The following is a 19,669-nucleotide window of genomic DNA, read 5'->3' as shown; positions in this document are numbered from 1 at the left end:
ATGACCACGATTTTTGACCCGATCACGATTGGCGAACTCGAACTGAACAATCGCATCATCATGGCGCCGCTGACCCGCTGCCGCGCCGACGAAGGCCGCGTTCCCAACGCGATGATGGCCGAGTACTACGTGCAGCGCGCGTCGGCAGGTTTGATCATCTCCGAAGCGACGTCCGTGACCCCGATGGGCGTGGGCTACCCGGACACTCCCGGTATCTGGTCCAACGATCAGGTGCGCGGCTGGAGCAACATCACCAAAGCGGTGCACGCCGCAGGCGGCAAGATCGTGCTGCAACTGTGGCACGTGGGTCGGGTGTCCCATCCGATGTACTTGAACGGTGAAGCGCCGGTCGCGCCGAGCGCTGTCCAGCAGCAAGGCCACGTCAGCCTGGTTCGACCGCTGTCGGATTACCCGACCCCGCGCGCGTTGGAACTGGCGGAAATCGAAGACGTTATCGAGGCGTATCGTGTGGGTGCCGAGAATGCCAAGGCTGCCGGTTTCGACGGCGTGGAAATTCATGGCGCCAATGGCTACCTGCTCGATCAATTCCTGCAAACCAGCACCAACCAGCGCACCGACATCTACGGTGGCTCGGTGGAAAACCGTGCACGTTTGATGCTGGAAGTGACCGATGCCGTGGTGGAAGTCTGGGGCGCGGGCCGCGTGGGCATGCACCTCTCGCCGCGCGCCGACCTGCACGACATGGGCGACGACAACCTGACCGAGACCTTCACCTACGTTGCGACGGAACTGGGCAAACGCGGCATCGCCTTTATCTGCGCCCGCGAGCGTGAACTGGACGACAGCCTGTCGCCGCGCCTGAAACAAGCGTTCGGCGGCGTCTTTATCGCCAACGAGAAATTCACCAAGGAAAGCGCCAACGCATGGCTGGCCAGCGGCAAAGCGGATGCCGTGGCGTTCGGTGTGCCCTTCATCGCCAACCCGGACCTGCCGGCGCGCCTGGCAAAAGATGCACCGCTCAACGAGCCGCATCCCGAGACGTTCTACGCCAAGGGGCCAGTGGGCTATATCGACTACCCGGCGTTGTAACGCTTCAGGGGCTTGGGGCTTTGAATCGATAATTTGATGCCCTTCGGGCCTATCGCGGGCAAGCGCGCTCCTACATTTTTTGAAACGTGCCACAGTCCGGAAGATCCCGTTGCTCGCTTGATTTGTTCGACTCAATCTCGAGGCGAACCCAAAGGCGGGCAATGGGGACTGTCAGGCCATGGCACGTTGCAACCGATGTGGGAGCCGCCCTGGTGGCGAATAGGCCCACAGGGCAGCAAAGTCGCGGGCCTACGCCAAACCGCTACTGCGCTCGCGAATTGATCTGCTGCGACAACGTCTGAATCTGGCTCTGCAATGTGTTCAAACTCCGGGTCATCTGCCCACGGAACGCATCGAATTCCTGCGTGCTTGCCCCTGACGACGCGGCTTGCGCCGGACGATTGTCCTGCTCGCTTTTGAGTACGATCATGTCCTGTTCCAGACGCTCGATCGCCTGACTGTTGTTGCTCTTCTTCAGGTTTGCCACATCGGCGCTCAGGCTTTTGAGCTGGGCATCCAGACGATCCTGATCCGCCTGTGCCGACTTACCGTCCGCTACCGATGCTTTCAACGCCGCCAATTCCGACGTCACAGCCTTGAGCTGATCCTGCAACTGCTGGTTCGTGGCTTGCTGTTGCGTCGCCTGAGCGGTCATCTGCTCCAGACGTTTGTCCAGACCGCCCTGCAATCCGGCCACGCCTTGCTGCTGTTTGTTCTGCTCGGCCAATTGATCCTGCAAGGCCTTGATCTGCGCTTTCAACGCCTCGCCGCCGCTGTTGGCCACCGATTCGGTTGCCACCACCTTGCCGGAGATGTCCTGCAACCGCCCGGCGGCCTCCTCACTGATCCGCGCGAAGCTTTCCTGGGTCGCGACCAGTTGCTGCTCCATCAGCGAAACCTGTTGAAAACTCCACCAGCCCAGACCACAGAACGCGATGAACAGCGCGCCGATCAACGCCCACAGGGCGCCGGTGCCGGGGGCTTTGACTTTCACGACGGGCGTGGTCCGCGAGTAAACCGTGGTGCGCTCGCGCGCGCCTGCGGTGGTCGGGATGAAATCGTCGTCGTCATCTTTGGCGCTGAGGCTCGGGACGTCATCGACGTCGTCATACGGATCTTTGCGCATGCGTTTCCCTTTGAAATCCGTTGAATCTTGGAGGGCGGCACGCTGTCCGCCGAAGGTTAGGACCACCCTAATCGCAACGCGTTACAGCGCTGCGCCATGCTGGGCTTGCCACCAGCTACAAAACTCGTCCAGCGCGGTCCAGACGCTGACTTTGGGCTGGTAATCCAGATAATACTGGGCGCGGCTGATATCAAGGGTGAAATCTCGACTCATCACCTGCATCCCGATTCTCGACAGCGTCGGTTCAGGCCGGCCGGGCCACAGCAGGCACGCCGCCTCATTTATTGCCGCCGCGCTGTAGGCCAGGCCGTACGAGCGATAACGGGTCACGGGCGGCAATTGCATCTGGCGCATCACGTAATTGACCACGTCCCAGATCGGGATCGGCGTACCGTTGCTGATGTTGTACGCCTTGCCCAGTGCCGGACCGGCGGCCAACAGGCTGCTGAGCAAGGCTTCGTTGAGGTTCTGGATGCTGGTGAAATCGACCTTGTTCAGGCCGTTGCCGATGATCGACAGGCGCTTCTTGCGCTGCATCTGCAACAAGCGCGGGAAGATGCTGGTGTCACCCGCGCCCGTGACAAAACGAGGGCGCAACGCGATCACTTCGAGGCCGAACTCTTCTGCACCGAAGACTTTCTGTTCAGCCAGGTACTTGGTCGCGGCGTAGTGATTGTGGAAACGTTTGGGGACTTGCTCCTCGCGGATGTTCACATGGGAATCGCCATCGAAATAGATCGACGGCGACGACAGATGAACCAGCCGCCGTACCTGCTGTTTGAGGCAGGCCTCGACCACGTTTTCGGTGACTTGCACGTTGCTCTGGTGGAAATCCTGACGCCGCCCCCACGTGCCCACCGCTCCGGCACAATGCACCACGGCTTCGACGTCCTCGCACAGCGCGTGCACCAGCTCCGGGTCATTCAGATCGCCCTGAATGAATTCGGCGCCGCGGCGCACCAGATGCTCGACGCCTTCTGCACGACGGCCGCTGACCCGAACGCTCAGCCCCTGCTCCAGCGCAAAACGCGCAAAGCGTCCGCCGATGAAGCCGCCTGCGCCGGTGACCAGAATCTTCATTTACCGCTCCATCTCATCTATACAGTTCGCATCGAATGCCGCCGCAATGGCGTCGGACAGTCTTGAGTTCGATACCGGGTACTGACGCTCATTCCGCCGCCAGTGGCACCAACCAGTGGGCGGCTTTTTTCGCCAGATGATCGGTCAGCCGCGTCAGCAACTGTCCGCCATTGCGCCAATGATGCCAGTACAGCGGCACATCGATGCAGTGATCGCTCAACAATTCCACCAGATTTCCACTCGCCAGCTGCGCGCGAACCTGAAGCTCGGGCACCAGCCCCCAGCCCATGCCTGCTTCTGTCATGCGCATGAAGCCCTCGGACGAAGGGCACAGGTGATGCTGAAAACCGCCCTCGACGCCTAACGATGCCAGATAACGATGCTGCAGGAAGTCGTCCGGGCCAAATACCAGCGCCGGGGCGCGGGCCACTGCCTGTGGCGTGACGCCTTCCGGAAAATGGCGGGCGATGAACCCCGGGCTGGCCAGTGCACGATAGCGCATAGCGCCGAGCAGCAAACTCCGGGCCCCTGCCACAGGCCGTTCGCTGCCACAAAGACACGCCGCCACTTCCCCCGCGCGCATGCGCTTGAGGCCCACGTCCTGATCTTCGACTACCAGCTCGGTCAGCACTTGATGTTCGGCGCAAAAATCTCCCACGGCTTGCGCCCACCAGGTCGCCAGACTGTCGGCATTCAAAGCGATGCGCAGCCGTTCGGGGGCGCCGCCTTCGTCCAAAGCAGGGACCAGCGTCTGTAAATCACGCTCCAGCAGGCGCACCTGCTGCACGTGATTGAGCAGGCGTCCACCGATCTCGGTGGGCGTCGGCGGCGTAGCGCGCACCAACACCGGCTGCCCCACTCTCGCCTCCAGCAATTTGATGCGTTGAGACACGGCCGACTGAGAGAGCCCTAACACTTGCGCGGCGCGCTCAAACCCCGCCTGTTCAACGACCGCTGCCAGTGCAGAGAGCAGTTTGTAATCGAACATCACTTTTCCTAATGAGCGATCAGCATTATTGGTTTTTCTTATACAGGCTTGAGCCAGATAATCGCCACCTCTTCTTCGCATCACCGCTAATTCGGAGCCCCTCCCATGTGGCAAAGCTACCTCAACGGACTGCTGGTCGCGTTCGGTCTGATCATGGCCATCGGCACCCAAAATGCGTATGTGCTGGCGCAGAGCTTGCGTCGCGAGCATCACCTGTCCGTGGCGGTGCTGTGCATTTTGTGTGACGCGGTGCTGGTGGCCGCCGGGGTGTTTGGCCTGGCCAACGTGCTGGCACACAACCCCACTCTTTTGGCGGTAGCGCGCTGGGGCGGTGTGGTGTTTTTGCTGTGGTACGGCGCCAAGGCCCTGCGCCGCGCGATCTCGCCGCAAAGCCTGTTGGAGGGCGACGGCAACGGCTAGCGCTCACGGCGCGCGGTGCTGTTGACGGCATTGGCCGTCACGCTGCTCAACCCTCACGTCTATCTCGACACCGTGTTGCTGATCGGCTCCCTCGGCGCTCAACAGACCGAGCCGAGCGCTTATGTCGCCGGCGCCGCCAGTGCGTCATTGCTGTGGTTCTCGACCTTGGCCATCGGCGCCGCCTGGCTGGCCCCCTGGCTGGCACGCCCCGCTACCTGGCGGCTGCTGGATGTGATGGTTGCGGTGATGATGTTCAGCGTGGCGGTGCAGTTGATGAGAACGGCGTGACATGCGATGCACAGGTGGAAATCTCCCCCAGACGTGGCCACGTTTACTGTCACCGCGACGCCTTTCGTCAGAACCTTCCATCATCTCCTGTCCGTGGGCCGGAACCTCTATCCCACACAGTTGTTGCGTGGTTATGGGCCGGGGCCGGTGCTATGATCCTGCCCCTGCGTCGCAAAGAGTAAAAACTCGCCGGCGTATGTTCTGTCTGGCCGCCCGTGATCGGCCTTGCGCTAACCGCAACCTGACCTGATTAGGAGAATTACCATGGCTTTCGAATTGCCGCCGCTGCCGTACGCCCATGATGCTCTGGCACCGCACATCTCCAAGGAAACGCTGGAATACCACCACGACAAACACCACAACACCTATGTCGTGAACCTGAATAACCTGGTCCCTGGCACCGAGTTCGAAGGCAAGACGCTGGAAGAAATCGTCAAGTCTTCCTCGGGCGGTATCTTCAACAACGCGGCCCAAGTCTGGAACCACACGTTCTACTGGAACTGCCTGGCACCAAACGCCGGCGGTCAACCGACTGGCGCGCTGGCAGATGCCATCAACGCCGCGTTCGGTTCGTTCGACAAGTTCAAGGAAGAATTCAGCAAGACCTCCATCGGTACGTTCGGCTCCGGCTGGGGCTGGCTGGTGAAAAAGGCTGACGGCTCCCTGGCACTGGCCAGCACCATCGGCGCCGGCAACCCGCTGACCAGCGGCGACACCCCGCTGCTGACCTGCGACGTCTGGGAACACGCCTACTACATCGACTACCGCAACCTGCGTCCAAAATACGTCGAGGCGTTCTGGAACCTGGTGAACTGGAAGTTCGTGGCTGAGCAATTCGAAGGCAAGACCTTCACTGCCTGATCACTGCTCTAACAGCGGTCTCAAGAGAAACCCGGCCTGGCCGGGTTTTTTTTCGCCTTCTGTTCGTCCTTTATGTATTGTCAGAAAGCGATAGCGGACTAATATCAGACTCGATCCGGAATCGACGAAACACCATTCAAGTTCCGCCCACCGTTTACCGACACAGTGTTGATAGCCTTTCCTGCCCGCCGGCGAATCGTTATCCGGATGAAACAGGTCAGGGGTCTATGACGACTTCGACCCGAAGGTCTGCATTGCCAATGCTTGCAAGCAGTCACCCAGCATGGATGAAGGAATGCCCATTTGAAGCTGGAACTCAAAAACAGCTTGTCGGTAAAGCTGCTGCGTGTGGTGCTGCTTTCGGCACTGATCGTGGGCGTGGTCCTCAGCTGCGCGCAGATCGTGTACGACGCCTACAAGACCCGGCAGGCCGTGGCCACTGACGCCGAGCGAATCCTCGACATGTTCAGGGACCCGTCCACTCAGGCTGTTTATAGCCTGGACCGGGAAATGGGCATGCAGGTCATCGAAGGTCTGTTTCAGGACAAAGCCGTGCGCATGGCCTCCATTGGCCATCCGAACGAAACGTTACTCGCTGAAAAAACCCGCGACCTCAAACCCTCTCCGACGCGCTGGCTGACCGATCCGATTCTCGGTCAGGAGCGCAGCTTCACCACGCAACTGGTGGGCCGCAGCCCATACAGCGAATATTACGGCGACCTGCGCATCACCCTGGATACCGCGACTTACGGCGAAGGCTTCCTGATCAACTCGATGATCATCTTCATCTCCGGCGTACTGCGGGCACTGGCGATGGGCCTGGTGCTGTATCTGGTCTATCACTGGCTGCTGACCAAACCGCTGTCGCGCATCATCGAACACCTGACCAGCATCAACCCAGACCGCCCCAGCGAACACCAATTGCCGTTGCTCAAGGGCCACGAGAAAAACGAGTTGGGCATCTGGGTCAACACTGCCAACGAGTTACTGGCCTCGATCGAACGCAACACGCACTTGCGCCATGAAGCGGAATCCAGCCTGCTGCGCATGGCGCAATACGACTTTCTCACCGGCCTGCCCAATCGACAGCAGTTGCAACAGCAGCTGGACAAGATTCTCATCGATGCCGGGCGTGTGCAGCATCGTGTGGCCGTGCTGTGCGTTGGCCTCGACGATTTCAAAGGCATCAACGAGCAATTCAGCTATCAGGCGGGCGACCAATTGCTGCTGGCACTGGCCGACCTCTTACGCAGCCATAGCGGACGCCTCGGCGCGCTCGCACGGCTGGGCGGCGATCAATTCGCGCTGGTTCAGGCCGACATTGAACAGCCCTACGAAGCCGCCGAACTGGCACAGAACATCCTCGATGACCTCGAAGCGCCGTTCGCCGTGGACGGGCAGGAAATCCGCCTGCGCGCCACCATCGGCATCACCCTGTTCCCGGAAGACGGCGACAGCACCGAAAAGCTGCTGCAAAAAGCCGAACAGACCATGACCTTGGCCAAGACCCGTTCGCGCAATCGCTATCAGTTCTACATCGCCAGCGTCGACAGCGAAATGCGTCGGCGCCGTGAGCTGGAAAAAGACCTGCGCGAGGCCTTGGTGCGCAACCAGTTCCACCTCGTTTACCAGCCGCAGATCAGCTACCGCGATCAACGCGTGGTGGGCGTCGAGGCCTTGATCCGCTGGACCCACCCTGAACACGGCTTTGTCCCGCCGGACCAATTCATCCCGCTGGCCGAACAGAACGGCACCATCATTGCCATCGGTGAATGGGTGCTGGACCAGGCCTGCAAACAGCTGCGCGAATGGCACGACCAGGGCTTCACCGACCTGCGCATGGCGGTCAACCTCTCCACCGTGCAGTTGCACCACTCCGAGCTGCCGCGGGTCGTCAACAACCTGCTGCAGATCTACCGCCTGCCGCCGCGCAGCCTGGAACTGGAAGTCACCGAAACCGGCCTGATGGAAGACATCAGCACCGCCGCGCAGCACCTCCTCAGCCTACGCCGCTCCGGCGCATTGATCGCCATTGACGACTTCGGGACCGGCTATTCATCCCTGAGTTATCTCAAGAGCCTGCCGCTGGACAAGATCAAGATCGACAAGAGCTTCGTTCAGGACCTGATTGACGACGATGACGACGCCACCATCGTGCGTGCCATCATCCAGCTGGGTAAAAGCCTGGGCATGCAGGTCATCGCCGAAGGCGTGGAAACCGCCGAACAAGAGGCGTACATCATTTCCGAGGGTTGCCACGAAGGACAGGGCTACTTCTACAGCAAGCCGCTGCCCGCCCGGGAATTGCTGGCGTATCTGAAGCAGGCTCAGCGCACGCATATCGGCGTGCTCTAACCACCAGCTGATCTATGGGAACTGGCTGTTGCATGTCTGTGAGAGCCGGCGTGCTGGCGAAGGCGGGGTGTCAGAAAACCCTGCGTTGAATGGCACACCCCATTCGCCAGCACGCCGGCGCCCATGGGCTGCGGCCAGGAACCGAGCCGCCGACTTGAAACGCCCTGTAACAGCTTGAAATACCTCCCCGCCCGCCTCAGGGCATTTGGCCTTTACACAGAATGCAAATCTTTCGCATCATTGCGCGGCTTTTTCTGGCGTTCGCCACCGTTCACAGACCTCTCGACGCAGGATTCCGTCATGATTCGTACGCCCCTGGCAACTGCCAGTCTGCTGGCCATCGCTATCGCCCTGGCCGGTTGCGACCAAGGCAAGGACAAGCCCGCTGCCGCCGCTCCGACGTCCACTCCCACCGCCTCTGCTGCGGCCCCCGCGCCTGCAGCCCAACCGGCCGCTGCGCCCGCGCAGACCAGTGATGCCGCCGCGAAGGCGGTGGTCGCCAACTACGCGAACATCGTATTCGCCGCCTTCAGCGATGCCGAATCCACTGCCAGGAAACTGAGCACGGCGGTCGACGCGTTCCTCGCGTCCCCGAACGACCAAACCCTGAAAGCCGCACGCGAGGCGTGGGTGGCCGCTCGGGTCCCGTACATGCAGACCGAAGTGTTCCGTTTCGGCAATACCATCATTGACGACTGGGAAGGTCAGGTGAACGCCTGGCCGCTGGACGAAGGCCTGATCGATTACGTCGCCAAGGACTACCAGCACGCGCTGGGCAACCCGGGCGCCACAGCCAACATCATCGCCAATACGTCCATTCAAGTCGGCGAAGACAAAGTCGATGTCACCGAAATCACCCCTGAAAAACTCGCCAGCCTGAACGAGCTGGGTGGCGCCGAGGCCAATGTGGCCACGGGTTATCACGCTATCGAGTTCCTGCTCTGGGGCCAGGACCTGCACGGTAACGGCGCAGGCGCCGGTGAGCGCCCTGCCAGCGATTACATCGAAGGCGCAGGCGGCACAGGTGGGCACAATGACCGCCGTCGGGCCTATCTGAAAGCCGCGACCGATCTGCTGGTCAGCGACCTGGAAGAAATGGTCGGCAACTGGAAGCCTGGCGTCGCCGACAACTACCGCGCCACATTGGAAGGTGAATCCGGCGAAAGCGGAGTGCGCAAGATGCTGTTCGGCATGGGCAGCCTGTCTCTGGGCGAATTGGCGGGCGAGCGCATGAAGGTCGCGCTGGAAGCCAACTCCAGTGAAGACGAACACGACTGCTTCAGCGACAACACCCACAATTCGCACTTCTATAACGGGCTGGGCATCCGCAACGTTTACCTGGGCGAATACACCCGCGTAGACGGCAGCAAGGTCAGCGGTCCGAGCCTGTCTTCGCTGGTGGCCAAGGCTGATGCGGCGACCGACACCACGCTGCGCGCCGATCTGGATGAAACCCAGGCCAAGTTGCAGGTGATCGTCGATCACGCCAACAAAGGCGAGCATTTCGATCAGTTGATCGCAGCGGGCAACACTGCCGGCAATCAAGTGGTGCGCGATGCCATCGCCGCGCTGGTCAAACAGACCGGCGCGATCGAACAGGCGGCGGGCAAACTCGGCATCAGCGATCTGAATCCGGACAACGCCGATCACGAGTTCTGATCGACATCTGCGATAAACGTCAAAAGAAGGCTAATCCCCCTCGGATTGGCCTTTTTTTGTGCCTCATCAGCAGTCGGAATCCCCAGTAAATAAAGGGTTTCTGAGGACCGCTCCGTAAGTTTTGTAGGCCTTTTCCTGTTCATTATTTGTCGGATTGAACACCCCCAATTCGCCGCCGATCATGCGCACTTCCTAGACCCCATCCCATCCAGGAGGAGACAGACAGTGCCCAAGAGAAACAATAAAAGGCGCCGCGTCAGCAAGCACAAAGCCAACAACTATGGAATCCATTTGCTGGTCGGTATCAAGGGACCGCGTGCCTGGAAAGTGACGATCTATCGCGATGGCAAGACCCTCAACCGGCTTTTCTCATTCTCTCGCTACGGAGGTCGTGAAGCCGCGCGCAAGGCCGCCGATGCCTGCCGGGACGAGTTGCTGTTGACCTACCTGCCCAAGCTCAGCCGCGACATCCGTCAACGCATCATCGCCACCAACACCAGCGGCTATCCCGGCGTGCATTACCGCTGCTACACCGGCATCGCCTATTGGGTGGCGCGCACCACCCTGCGCAACGGCAGCAGCGTGACCAAGTCGTTCAGGGTTGAACATTACGGCTACGAACGCGCGAAGGAACTGGCGATACGTGAGCGCGAGCGACAGCTCGACAGCATCGGCGACTACCGATGTTTCAAAGTCGTGGAAGGCGAGAAACGCATGATGCAACTGTTGGTGGAGAACCCGTCCTTGGACATTTCGGGCTTCTGACGGGGATTTCTGGCCGTGCACCCGCGCTGCCAGCAAATTGGTTACAACACGTTTCGAGAGGCAGTTACAAACGCTAATTGCTCTTATTCATCACGGACGGGGCTGGTAAGCTTGCTCGCCCCGATTTCCACCCCTTTGCAGGATGTGTATGACTGCGCGGTTCCGTTTTTCGTTTTTCCTGCCGATGGCTTTCGCCCTGGGCGGGTGCGATGACGCCCCGCGTTTTACGGCTGCGGAACCGGGGGAAGCACTGTCTGGCGGCGCGAGTACGGTCAATAAAAGCGATCGCAATGCCTTCTCCCTGCCCTCTGCCAACCTCTCCCCCGTCCGGCGCCTGGACTTCAGCGTCGGCAACAGTTTCTTTCGCAATCCTTGGATCATTGCGCCGTCCACCACCACGGCACGGGACGGCCTCGGACCGCTGTTCAACACCAACGCGTGCCAGAACTGCCACATCAAGGATGGCCGCGGTCACCCGCCCGAGCCCGGCGCCGATAATGCCGTGTCGATGCTGGTGCGCCTGTCGATTCCCGATGCGCCCGCGTATGCCGAACACATCAAGCAGTTGGGCCTGACGCCTGAGCCGGTCTACGGCACGCAACTGCAAGACATGGCGATCCCCGGCGTCCCCCCCGAGGCGAAGGTGCGGGTCGAATACGACTCAATGACCGTGCACTTCCGCGACGGTACACCCGCCCATTTACGTCGCCCGACATTGCAGATCACCCAGCTTGGCTACGGGCCGATGCACCCGCAAACTCGCGCATCCGCCCGCATAGCGCCGCCGATGATCGGCCTCGGTTTGCTTGAAGCCATCCCTGAAGCGGCGATCCTGGCCAACGCCAATCCCGACGATGAAAACGGCACCGGGATTACCGGCACACCGAATTGGGTGTGGGACGACGCTCAGCAGAAAACCGTGCTGGGACGCTTCGGCTGGAAAGCGGCACAACCCAGCGTTCATCAACAGAATGCTCACGCCCTGGCCGGCGACATGGGGCTGACCTCTCACCTGAAGCCCGCCGACGATTGCACGCCCTCGCAGACTGCCTGCCGCGAAGCGCCCAACGGCGAAGGCCCGAACGGTGAGCCGGAAGTCAGCGATAACATTCTGCGTCTGATCACCTTCTACACCCGCAACCTGGGCGTTCCGGCCCGTCGCGATGCGGGCGACGCGCAAGTGCTGGAAGGCAAGAATCTGTTCTTCAAAGCCGGATGCCAGCAATGCCATACGCCACAGTTCACCACTGCGGCCAATGCGGCCGAACCCGAGCTGGCCAATCAGGTGATCCGCCCGTACACCGACCTGCTGCTGCACGACATGGGTGAAGGGCTGGCCGACAACCTCAGCGAGTTTCAAGCGACCGGCCAGCAGTGGCGCACCCCGCCTTTGTGGGGCATCGGGCTGACTCAAACCGTCAGCGGCCACACGCAATTTCTCCACGACGGACGCGCCCGCAACCTGATGGAAGCCGTGCTTTGGCATGGCGGTGAAGCGTTGCCCGCGCAGCGTCAGGTCCTGGCGTTCGACGCCCAGCAGCGCGCGGCCCTGCTGGCATTCCTGAATTCCCTATAAAACCTTTCAAACGATAAGGAGCCGGACATGTTCCGTCCCAAGCTGTTGTTCACCAGCCTCGCCGCGCTTGCGCTAGGTGCCTGCGCGCCATCGGACCCACAGGCCGTGACGTCCGCGGCCATCGCCAAGCAAGTGATTCTGCCGACGTACAGCCGCTGGGTCGACGCGGATCGGCAACTGGCCGTCAGCGCCCTGGCGTTCTGCGAGGGCAAATCCGATCTGGACAGCGCCCGTGCCGACTTCCTTCATGCACAGAAAGCCTGGGCCGAATTGCAGCCGTTGCTGATCGGGCCGCTGGCCGAGGGCAACCGGTCTTGGCAGATTCAGTTCTGGCCGGATAAAAAGAACCTCGTCGGGCGTCAGGTTGAACAACTGGTGACCGCGCAACCGCAGATCGGCGTCGATGCGCTGGCCAAATCCAGCGTCGTGGTTCAGGGTTTGTCCGCGTATGAATACATCCTGTTCGACGCCGACATCGACATGGCCACCGCCGAACAGAAAGCGCGCTATTGCCCCTTGCTGACGGCCATCGGCGAGCGCCAGAAGACCCTGGCCGAAGAGATTCTCGACCGCTGGAACAGCACCGACGGCATGCTCGCGCAGCTGAGCAAGTTCCCGAATCAACGCTACGCCGACGCCCATGAAGCCATCGCCGAGCTGCTGCGCGTGCAAGTCACGGCCCTCGACACGCTGAAGAAAAAACTCGGTACGCCGCTGGGTCGTCAATCCAAAGGTGTGCCGCAACCGTTCCAGGCCGAAGCATGGCGCAGCAAGGCGTCGTTGAGCAGCCTGCAAGCCAGCCTGGCCAGCGCCGAGACGGTGTGGGTGGGCGTGGACAACAAAGGCTTGCGCGGGCTGCTGACGGCCGAGCAGAAACCGCTGGCCGACAAGATCGACGCGGCCTACGCAGAAAGTCGCAAACAGCTGGCCGCGCTGAAGCCGCCACTGGTCGAGCTGCTGGCGACCGAACAAGGCCGTCAACAGTTGAACGCGTTCTATGACAGCCTCAACGTGGTCCACCGCCTGCATGAGGGCGAGCTGGCCAAGGCGTTGGGCATTCAACTGGGTTTCAACGCCAACGATGGTGACTGATATGTTGCGACGTCAAGCTCTGGCGCTCGGCAGCCTCGTCCTCAGCGCGTGCACGCTGGGCGGCTGGACGCTATTCAAGAAGCAAGGTGAGGCCCCACTGCTGCTGTCGGCCCGTGACGACGGCAACGGCCAGCACTATGCCGTGGGCTATCGCGTGGATGGCACCCAGGTGTTCGCCACGCAGGTTGCTCAACGCTGCCACGACATCATCAATCATCCCGAGCAGCCCATTGCGCTGTTCGTCGCCCGACGTCCCGGCACCGAGAGCTACTTGATCGATCTGCGCAACGGGCGCCTGTTGCAGACGATCACGTCCCGGCCGAACCGCCATTTCTACGGTCACGCGGTCGTTCACAAAAGCGGCGAATGGCTGTACGCCACTGAAAACGACACCTCCGAGCCGGGGCGCGGCGTGCTGGGCGTCTATCGGTTCGTCGGCGAGCGTCTGGAACATGCCGGCGAAATATCCACCCACGGCATCGGCCCGCATCAAGTGTCGTGGATGCCGGATGGCGAAACGCTCGCGGTGGCCAACGGCGGTATTCGCACCGAGGCAGAGAGCCGGGTCGAGATGAACCTCAATGCCATGGAGCCGAGCCTGGTGCTGATGCAGCGGGACGGCACGCTGTTAAGCAAAGAGACGTTGTCGCAGCCAATGAACAGTGTGCGGCACATGGCGATCGCCCGCGACGGCACGATCGTCGCCGGTCAGCAGTTCATGGGGCCGTCTCACGAGTCTGCCGAACTGCTGGCGATCAAACGCCCTGGCCAGCCGTTCCAGGCGTTCCCGGTGGCCGATCAACAGTTGCAGGCAATGGCCCATTACACCGCCAGCGTAGCCATCCACGATGACTTGCGGCTGGTTGCCTTGACGGCGCCGCGAGGCAATCGGTTCTTCATATGGGATCTGGACAGCGGCCTCGTGAAGCTCGACGCGCCTCTGCCAGACTGCGCCGGGGTTGGGGCGGTGAAGGATGGGTTCGTCGTCACGTCCGGGCAAGGGCGCTGTCGGTTCTACGATTGTCGGCAGGATACGTTGGTAGCGCAGCCGTTAGCGTTACCTGCGGGGTTGTGGGACAACCATTTGCATCTGGTGTGATGCAGTCGTCGTAGGCGTGAGCTGGCTCGCGCCTACAGTGTTCGCAACGTGCCACCGTATTTGAACTCCAATTGTCCGCCCTGTGCGTTCGACACACTATCGAAGCTGGCGCTAAAGCCTACGATAGGGCCTGTCAGGCCTTGGCACGTTGCAGCCAATACGGGAGCCGCCTCGGTGGCGAATAGGCCCAGAGGGCAACAGCGTAAAGTATCCCAAGCCAAATCCAAAAAAACCCCGAATCATCGGGGCTTTTCAGTCGGACAGTGATTTCAGTGCTGTGGCCCTGCCCCCTGCGCCAACCCAAACATCAACAACAGCAAATCGTGATCAGGCCGTACCGGCGAAGCCGCTTTCGCCACACGCGGCAAAGAACAACGTCCTTCGCCGTGGACCGCACTCAGAATCTGGGCCTTGGGTTGCTCCCAGGCAGCCATGGCGATAGACGTGATGCCCAATGCCCCGACCAAAAACAAACCTCGCGCCAGTTCTAACTTCATCGCTCTAAACCTTTGATGGGGCTGCCAAACGCCGTTTCGTAAAAGTAGACGAGCTTGCTCCAGTCCGCTGGTGCAAACGACGAATGGCGACGCAGCTGCTTCATGTCATGTTGAGCCGCCCCGTAAGCGGTCAGCCGCTGACGGCATTTCTCCAGATCCAGCAGGGCGACTTCGGGTTTGGCATTGGCGCCCTCGCCGACTACCCGCACGAAAACGTGCTTGATATAGATGCAACTGTGCTGCCAGCGCCCCTTGTGCATGCGCGCCAGATTCTCGGCCAGTTCCTTGAGCATCTGCTCATAAACCACTTCGCCGTACTGCTCGCGACCGCCAGCCTTGAGCCAGTTCTCGAATTCGTCGAAGCCGTCCAGCGACGCCGTGACAAGCAGCGCGCGCCATTCGTTGTGTTCATCACGCTCGGCGCCGCAGAAGACAATGCGCGCCACATTGACGTTAAGCTGGCGCAGCCCTTCCAGCGCATCGCGCTCGCGCAGCACGGTCGGACGCCCGAACGGATGCAGCCAGCTGCGATAGATATGACCGACCTGGCGTTTGACGTACAGCAGGCGGCCGTTCTCCGACACCACGCGTTGCACGCCACTCTCGCCACCACGGCGCACATTGGGCTCTTCCACCCAGTCACCCTTGGTGTTCCAGAAATAGGCGAAGCGATCCTTGGCGGGAACGGTCAACTCTGCTGCAAAATCCACGGCCATCCTGTTACCTCTTACGTAATAGATACACTCGCCACATGGCGTACAACGGCAGGAAATCCAGGCGCTCCTGGATACGAAATCCTGCCTTCTTGAATTCGGCTTCTACTGTGGCGGCCGGTAACACGAAGCGATTCTGGTAACCCTCCTGATGGCGGGTACGTTCTGCACGCTTGCGTTTCCAGGCCTTGAAATTGCCATCCACCCACAGCGAAAGGATCACGCTGTCGCGGGTCACGCGGTGAAACTCGTTCAACAAAACCGCTCTGTCCTCGGCTTTGCCGACGTGGTGCAGCAGGCGCATGCAAAAGATGCTGTCGACAGCGTTGTCAGGCATGTCGATGGCAAATGCAGAGGTCTGCAAAGGTTGTACCCGTTTCACCACGTCCGTCGGTTGCGACTGGCAGGCCGTCTTGACCATCGAGGCTGAATTGTCAGCGCCGATGATCACCCGATTGGCTTTTTCCGCCAGCAAGGGCCAGAAACGTCCTGCGCCACAGGGAAGGTCCAGCACCAGCCCGGGCTCGCCTGCCAGGGCCAGCGCACGCCGTGCCAGCTGCTTGTCGCGACGATCAGACAGCTGCCGCGCCCATCCGTCCCGATGCTTATGCAAATATTTTCGGGCATGTTCGTCGTTGTATTTGCGCGAAAAATCCAACTCGATCCGTTTGCTCATGGCTGCATCTCCGTAAGTGATGCCGCCAAAACTAAGTGGACCTACGTCGTGCTCAGGTGAGTACGATGTGAAAAAAACATCCATTTATGTGCGCAAATGTTACGAGGTTTGTCCGGAAAGTGGGCAAGCATAAAGCTACGTATAGGCAAATCGCAGCAACATTTACATTGCGTATACATTGCCGCGCAAACAGTCAGCGGGTGCTTCAGTCCTTTGATTGACCGAACTCGACGCTGAACCGGCAGCCGTTTGGCTCCATGGTGTCGAGGCTCACGGTCCAGCCCTGGTTCTCGCAAATACGCTGCACCAACGACAAGCCGAGCCCCAGCCCTTCACCCCGTTTTTCATTGCCACGGACGAATGGCTGGAACATCGCTTCGCGTTTTTCTTCCGGAATGCCGACGCCCGAGTCTTCCACGGCGAAGCCATTGGGCAGCAGCGTCAAACGAATGAAGCCGTGATCGGTGTAGTGCAGGGCATTGCGTAGGAGGTTGCCCATGACGGCATACAGAAAGGTCGCGTTGTACGACGTTTGCAAGGCGCCGTCGGGGTAATACTCCAGATGCAAACCCTTGGCTTCGATAGGTTCGCGCCACAGGGTCAGCAGCTGCTGGGCAGCCCCTTGCAACGTCAACTGCGGGGTCATGCCCGCGTCATCGCGCTGGGTGCGGGCCAGCATGAGGAAGGTTTGCACCAGGTCGCGCATTTCTTCGCAGGCGCGTCCCACCCGCTCGACCTGCGCACGGGCGCGTTGGTCGAGGGCCGGGTTTTCGAGCAATAACTCACACGAACTGGCGAGCACCATCAGTGGCGTGCGCAATTCATGGCTGACGTCGCTGGTGAACATTCGCTCGCGGGTCAAGGCATCGCGCAGGCGTCCGAGGGTGGCATCGAACGCCACCGCCAGTTCGCCCACTTCGTCCGCCGCATAATCCGGCGCCAGCGGCGGTGCCAGGCCGAGCAACTGGTCGCGATGACGCACCTGACGCGCAAGCCGCACCACCGGCGCCATGACTCGACGGGCCAGTACCCATCCAAGGAAAATCGCCAGCGCCAGCGCCAGCACAAAACCGACCAGCACGACCGCGAACAACACGCGCTCGCGCTCTTCAAAATCGCTCTGGTCTTGAAGCAACACGTAACGTCGACCGTCGACCACCTCGACCATCGCGTGGTACGACAGCGGCCCTCGGAACACTTCATGGAAACCGGGCTCAAGATGCCGAAGGTCTTTGGGCAGCTCGAAATCTCCCGGGCCGCCACTGAAATAGAACAGCTGATCAGGCTCCGGCCGATGACTCCAATCCTCAACACTGTCCATCAGCAACAGGCGCGTCAGATCACCGCCAAGGCCAGCCGAAATCAGCTTCTCCTCAACCAGATGAACCGTCGCCACGATGCCCATGGCGAACGAGCCGGCCACCAACGCACTCATCAGCGCGAACGCAATGATGATCCGCTGGGCAAGGCTTTGCTTAAACTCCATCACGGCCCTCGGCCAAGCGATAACCGACGCCATGCACCGTTTGCAGCAGAGGCTTGTCGAACGGTTTGTCGATCACTTGACGCAACTGGTGGACGTGACTGCGCAGGCTGTCGCTGTCCGGGCAGTCGTCGCCCCACAGGGCCTCTTCAAGAATTTCCCGGCGCAGAACGTGCGGGCTCTTCTGCATCAGCACTGCCAGTAGCTTCAGTCCGACCGGGTTGAGTTTGAGCAACCGGCCTTCGCGGGTGACTTCCAACGTGTCGAGGTCGTAGATCAGGTCAGCCACTTGCAGCGTACGACGCCCTCCGCCCTGCGCCCGACGCAGCACCGCTTCGATGCGCGCGGCCAGTTCGGACAACGCAAAAGGTTTGAGCAGGTAATCGTCTGCTCCGGATCGGAAGCCCTGAAGACGATCATCGAGTTGATCGCGGGCGGTCAGCATGATCACCGGGGTGTCGCGGCGGGCGTCTTCGCGCAGGCGTTTGCACAGGGTATAGCCGTCGATGCCTGGCAGCATGATGTCCAACACAATCAGGTCGTAATGTTCAGTGGCCGCCAGGTGCAGGCCGGACAGGCCATCCTGCGCGCAATCGACGGTGTAGCCCTTCAGGCCCAGATAGTCCGCCAGGTTGGCGAGGATGTCGCGGTTGTCTTCAACCAGCAGAATTCTCATGGGTGCATGTCTCCATATGCGGTTGTCGGCATGACCCGCCGCAGCACCAGACGACCTGCGCAATGGGTCAGAGTTGGCGGCAGCTTAAGGCCAAGTTCGCCCAAGGGCCAGCACCAGCGCACATAACGTTTTTTTCACTCCCGGTTCACGGCTCCGCAACAGGCTGGCGAACAGACTGCCGAACGCTGTCGGTCCACTCCCTGCTTTCCATATTGCTCTCACACGGGATTCAACATGTCTGAAGTCTTCGAACACCCGGCCTCACGCCCGATTAACCTGTGGGTTTACCTCGGCATCCCGGCCGTCACCGCCATAGCGTTGTTGTTGCTGGAGCTGACTTCCCTGGACATGGACATCGCCAAACTGGCCTACGACCCTGCGGCAGGCGGGTTCATCGGCAAACACAGTTATTTTCTGGAAAACGTCCTGCACGATCGCGCCAAACAGGTGGTCATCGCGCTGGGCGTGCTGTCATTCGTGGGATTCGTCGCAGCGTTCTTTGTGGGACGTTTGAAACCCTGGAAACGCGAATTCGGTTGCCTGGTGCTGTCGATGGCGCTGTCGACCAGTTTCGTCACGCCGGTCAAGGCAGTCACCTCAGTGCAATGCCCGTGGAGCCTGACGCAGTTCGGCGGGCAGGAGACCTACAGCGAGCTGCTCAGCCCTCGCCCTCCGACCGACAAGCCTGGCCGTTGCTGGCCGGGTGGCCACGCGGCGACAGGCTTTACGCTGTTTGCGCTGTTCTTCGTGTTTCGTGATCGCAAGCCACGCCTGGCCAAGGCCGGGCTGATCTTTGCCTTCGGCTTGGGAACGGTGTTCTCGGTGGGGCGGATGTTGCAGGGCGCGCACTTCTTTTCCCATAACATCTGGACGGCGGTGTTCTGCTGGCTGATTTGTCTGGGGGCTTATTACGCTGTGCTGTATCGGCCGGTGGGTGGGCAAGAGAAGGTGGTTGAGGGGGTGGGGGTTTCTGGGTAGTCGGCTTTAGATCGTTACGCTGATGCCCTTTGGGCCTATTCGCCACCAGGGCGGCTCCCAGATTTGCTGCAACGTGCCGTGGCCTGACAGTCCCCATCGCCTGACTTTGGGCCCGCCTTGATATCGCGTCGAACGCACAAGGCGGACAATGGGTTCCTTCAGACTGTGGCACGTTGCAAAAGATGTGGGAGCCGCCTTGGTGGCGAATAGGCCCAACGGGCATCAAAGTAAGCGTCTCAAGCCAACACCCGTAAAACCCCATAAAAAAACCCCGCCGAAGCGGGGTT

General features: G+C 60.7%; 17 protein-coding genes and 1 pseudogene. 10 read left to right on the top strand and 8 right to left on the bottom strand.

From position 1 onward, the window contains the following. Window positions 1-1,050: an alkene reductase gene (locus tag B3N48_RS04165; protein WP_296179849.1), complete on the top strand. Its 1,050-nt coding sequence runs from the start codon at window positions 1-3 to the stop codon at window positions 1,048-1,050. 262 nt (window positions 1,051-1,312) lie between these two features. Here the strand turns inward: B3N48_RS04165 and B3N48_RS04160 are convergent, their stop codons facing one another. The 3 genes from B3N48_RS04160 to B3N48_RS04150 all read right to left on the bottom strand — a co-directional run bounded on the left by B3N48_RS04160 (window position 1,313) and on the right by B3N48_RS04150 (window position 4,244). Further along, window positions 1,313-2,176, bottom strand: a complete 864-nt coding sequence (locus B3N48_RS04160) for an ATPase (protein ID WP_296179847.1) — start codon at window positions 2,174-2,176, stop codon at window positions 1,313-1,315. An 81-nt stretch (window positions 2,177-2,257) separates the two neighbouring features. Further along, window positions 2,258-3,256: an NAD-dependent epimerase/dehydratase family protein gene (locus B3N48_RS04155; RefSeq protein WP_296179844.1), complete on the bottom strand. Its 999-nt coding sequence runs from the start codon at window positions 3,254-3,256 to the stop codon at window positions 2,258-2,260. Window positions 3,257-3,344: 88 nt separating this feature from the next. After that, entirely contained in the window at window positions 3,345-4,244 is a 900-nt protein-coding gene (locus B3N48_RS04150) for a LysR family transcriptional regulator ArgP (protein ID WP_296179842.1), read from the bottom strand. Window positions 4,245-4,349: 105 nt separating this feature from the next. Here B3N48_RS04150 and B3N48_RS04145 point away from each other — a divergent pair. From B3N48_RS04145 to B3N48_RS04110, 8 genes and pseudogenes are all read left to right on the top strand, one after another. Continuing rightward, a pseudogene (locus B3N48_RS04145) lies at window positions 4,350-4,952 on the top strand (LysE/ArgO family amino acid transporter). 264 nt (window positions 4,953-5,216) lie between these two features. Next, a complete protein-coding gene (locus tag B3N48_RS04140) occupies window positions 5,217-5,813 on the top strand; it encodes a superoxide dismutase (RefSeq protein WP_081565283.1) in 597 nt (198 codons plus the stop codon). Window positions 5,814-6,116: 303 nt separating this feature from the next. Continuing rightward, complete coding sequence (locus B3N48_RS04135) at window positions 6,117-8,168, top strand: putative bifunctional diguanylate cyclase/phosphodiesterase (RefSeq protein WP_296179838.1); 2,052 nt, start codon at window positions 6,117-6,119, stop codon at window positions 8,166-8,168. A gap of 300 nt (window positions 8,169-8,468) precedes the next feature. After that, entirely contained in the window at window positions 8,469-9,827 is a 1,359-nt protein-coding gene (locus B3N48_RS04130; RefSeq protein ID WP_296179836.1) for an imelysin family protein, read from the top strand. 225 nt (window positions 9,828-10,052) lie between these two features. Further along, on the top strand, window positions 10,053-10,592 hold the full coding sequence (locus tag B3N48_RS04125; protein WP_296179832.1) for an AP2/ERF family transcription factor: 540 nt from the start codon (window positions 10,053-10,055) through the stop codon (window positions 10,590-10,592). Between the two features lie 148 nt (window positions 10,593-10,740). Then, entirely contained in the window at window positions 10,741-12,168 is a 1,428-nt protein-coding gene (locus B3N48_RS04120) for a di-heme oxidoredictase family protein (protein ID WP_296179830.1), read from the top strand. Between the two features lie 27 nt (window positions 12,169-12,195). Further along, complete coding sequence (locus B3N48_RS04115; RefSeq protein ID WP_296179825.1) at window positions 12,196-13,260, top strand: imelysin family protein; 1,065 nt, start codon at window positions 12,196-12,198, stop codon at window positions 13,258-13,260. 1 nt (window position 13,261) lies between these two features. Beyond that, window positions 13,262-14,359 carry a DUF1513 domain-containing protein gene (locus B3N48_RS04110; protein ID WP_296179822.1) on the top strand — a complete coding sequence of 366 codons (1,098 nt, stop codon included), beginning with the start codon at window positions 13,262-13,264 and terminating at the stop codon, window positions 14,357-14,359. Window positions 14,360-14,628: 269 nt separating this feature from the next. Here B3N48_RS04110 and B3N48_RS04105 read toward each other — a convergent pair whose 3' ends face one another. The 5 genes from B3N48_RS04105 to colR all read right to left on the bottom strand — a co-directional run bounded on the left by B3N48_RS04105 (window position 14,629) and on the right by colR (window position 18,404). Then, window positions 14,629-14,856, bottom strand: a complete 228-nt coding sequence (locus B3N48_RS04105) for a hypothetical protein (protein WP_296179819.1) — start codon at window positions 14,854-14,856, stop codon at window positions 14,629-14,631. Then, window positions 14,853-15,572: a lipopolysaccharide kinase InaA family protein gene (locus tag B3N48_RS04100; RefSeq protein ID WP_296179817.1), complete on the bottom strand. Its 720-nt coding sequence runs from the start codon at window positions 15,570-15,572 to the stop codon at window positions 14,853-14,855. The genes B3N48_RS04105 and B3N48_RS04100 overlap by 4 nt, the downstream gene beginning before the upstream one ends. Window positions 15,573-15,576: 4 nt before the next feature. Further along, entirely contained in the window at window positions 15,577-16,245 is a 669-nt protein-coding gene (locus tag B3N48_RS04095) for a class I SAM-dependent methyltransferase (protein ID WP_296179815.1), read from the bottom strand. A 205-nt stretch (window positions 16,246-16,450) separates the two neighbouring features. Then, window positions 16,451-17,731, bottom strand: a complete 1,281-nt coding sequence (locus tag B3N48_RS04090) for a sensor histidine kinase (RefSeq protein ID WP_296179813.1) — start codon at window positions 17,729-17,731, stop codon at window positions 16,451-16,453. Next, window positions 17,721-18,404, bottom strand: a complete 684-nt coding sequence (colR, locus tag B3N48_RS04085) for a two-component system response regulator ColR (protein ID WP_296179810.1) — start codon at window positions 18,402-18,404, stop codon at window positions 17,721-17,723. Before colR ends, B3N48_RS04090 begins: the two co-directional genes overlap by 11 nt. A gap of 234 nt (window positions 18,405-18,638) precedes the next feature. On the opposite strand from colR, the gene B3N48_RS04080 reads away from it, so the two are divergent. Further along, the gene (locus B3N48_RS04080) at window positions 18,639-19,382 is read left to right on the top strand and encodes a phosphatase PAP2 family protein (protein WP_296179807.1); all 744 of its coding nucleotides are present in this window, start codon (window positions 18,639-18,641) and stop codon (window positions 19,380-19,382) included. Window positions 19,383-19,669 lie beyond the last annotated feature (287 nt).

Source organism: Pseudomonas sp. UBA1879 (genome assembly GCF_002338065.1).
Classification (GTDB): domain Bacteria; phylum Pseudomonadota; class Gammaproteobacteria; order Pseudomonadales; family Pseudomonadaceae; genus Aquipseudomonas.
The sequence above is the reverse complement of the archived record's forward strand: the minus strand, read 5'-3'. Positions and strand labels throughout refer to the sequence as shown.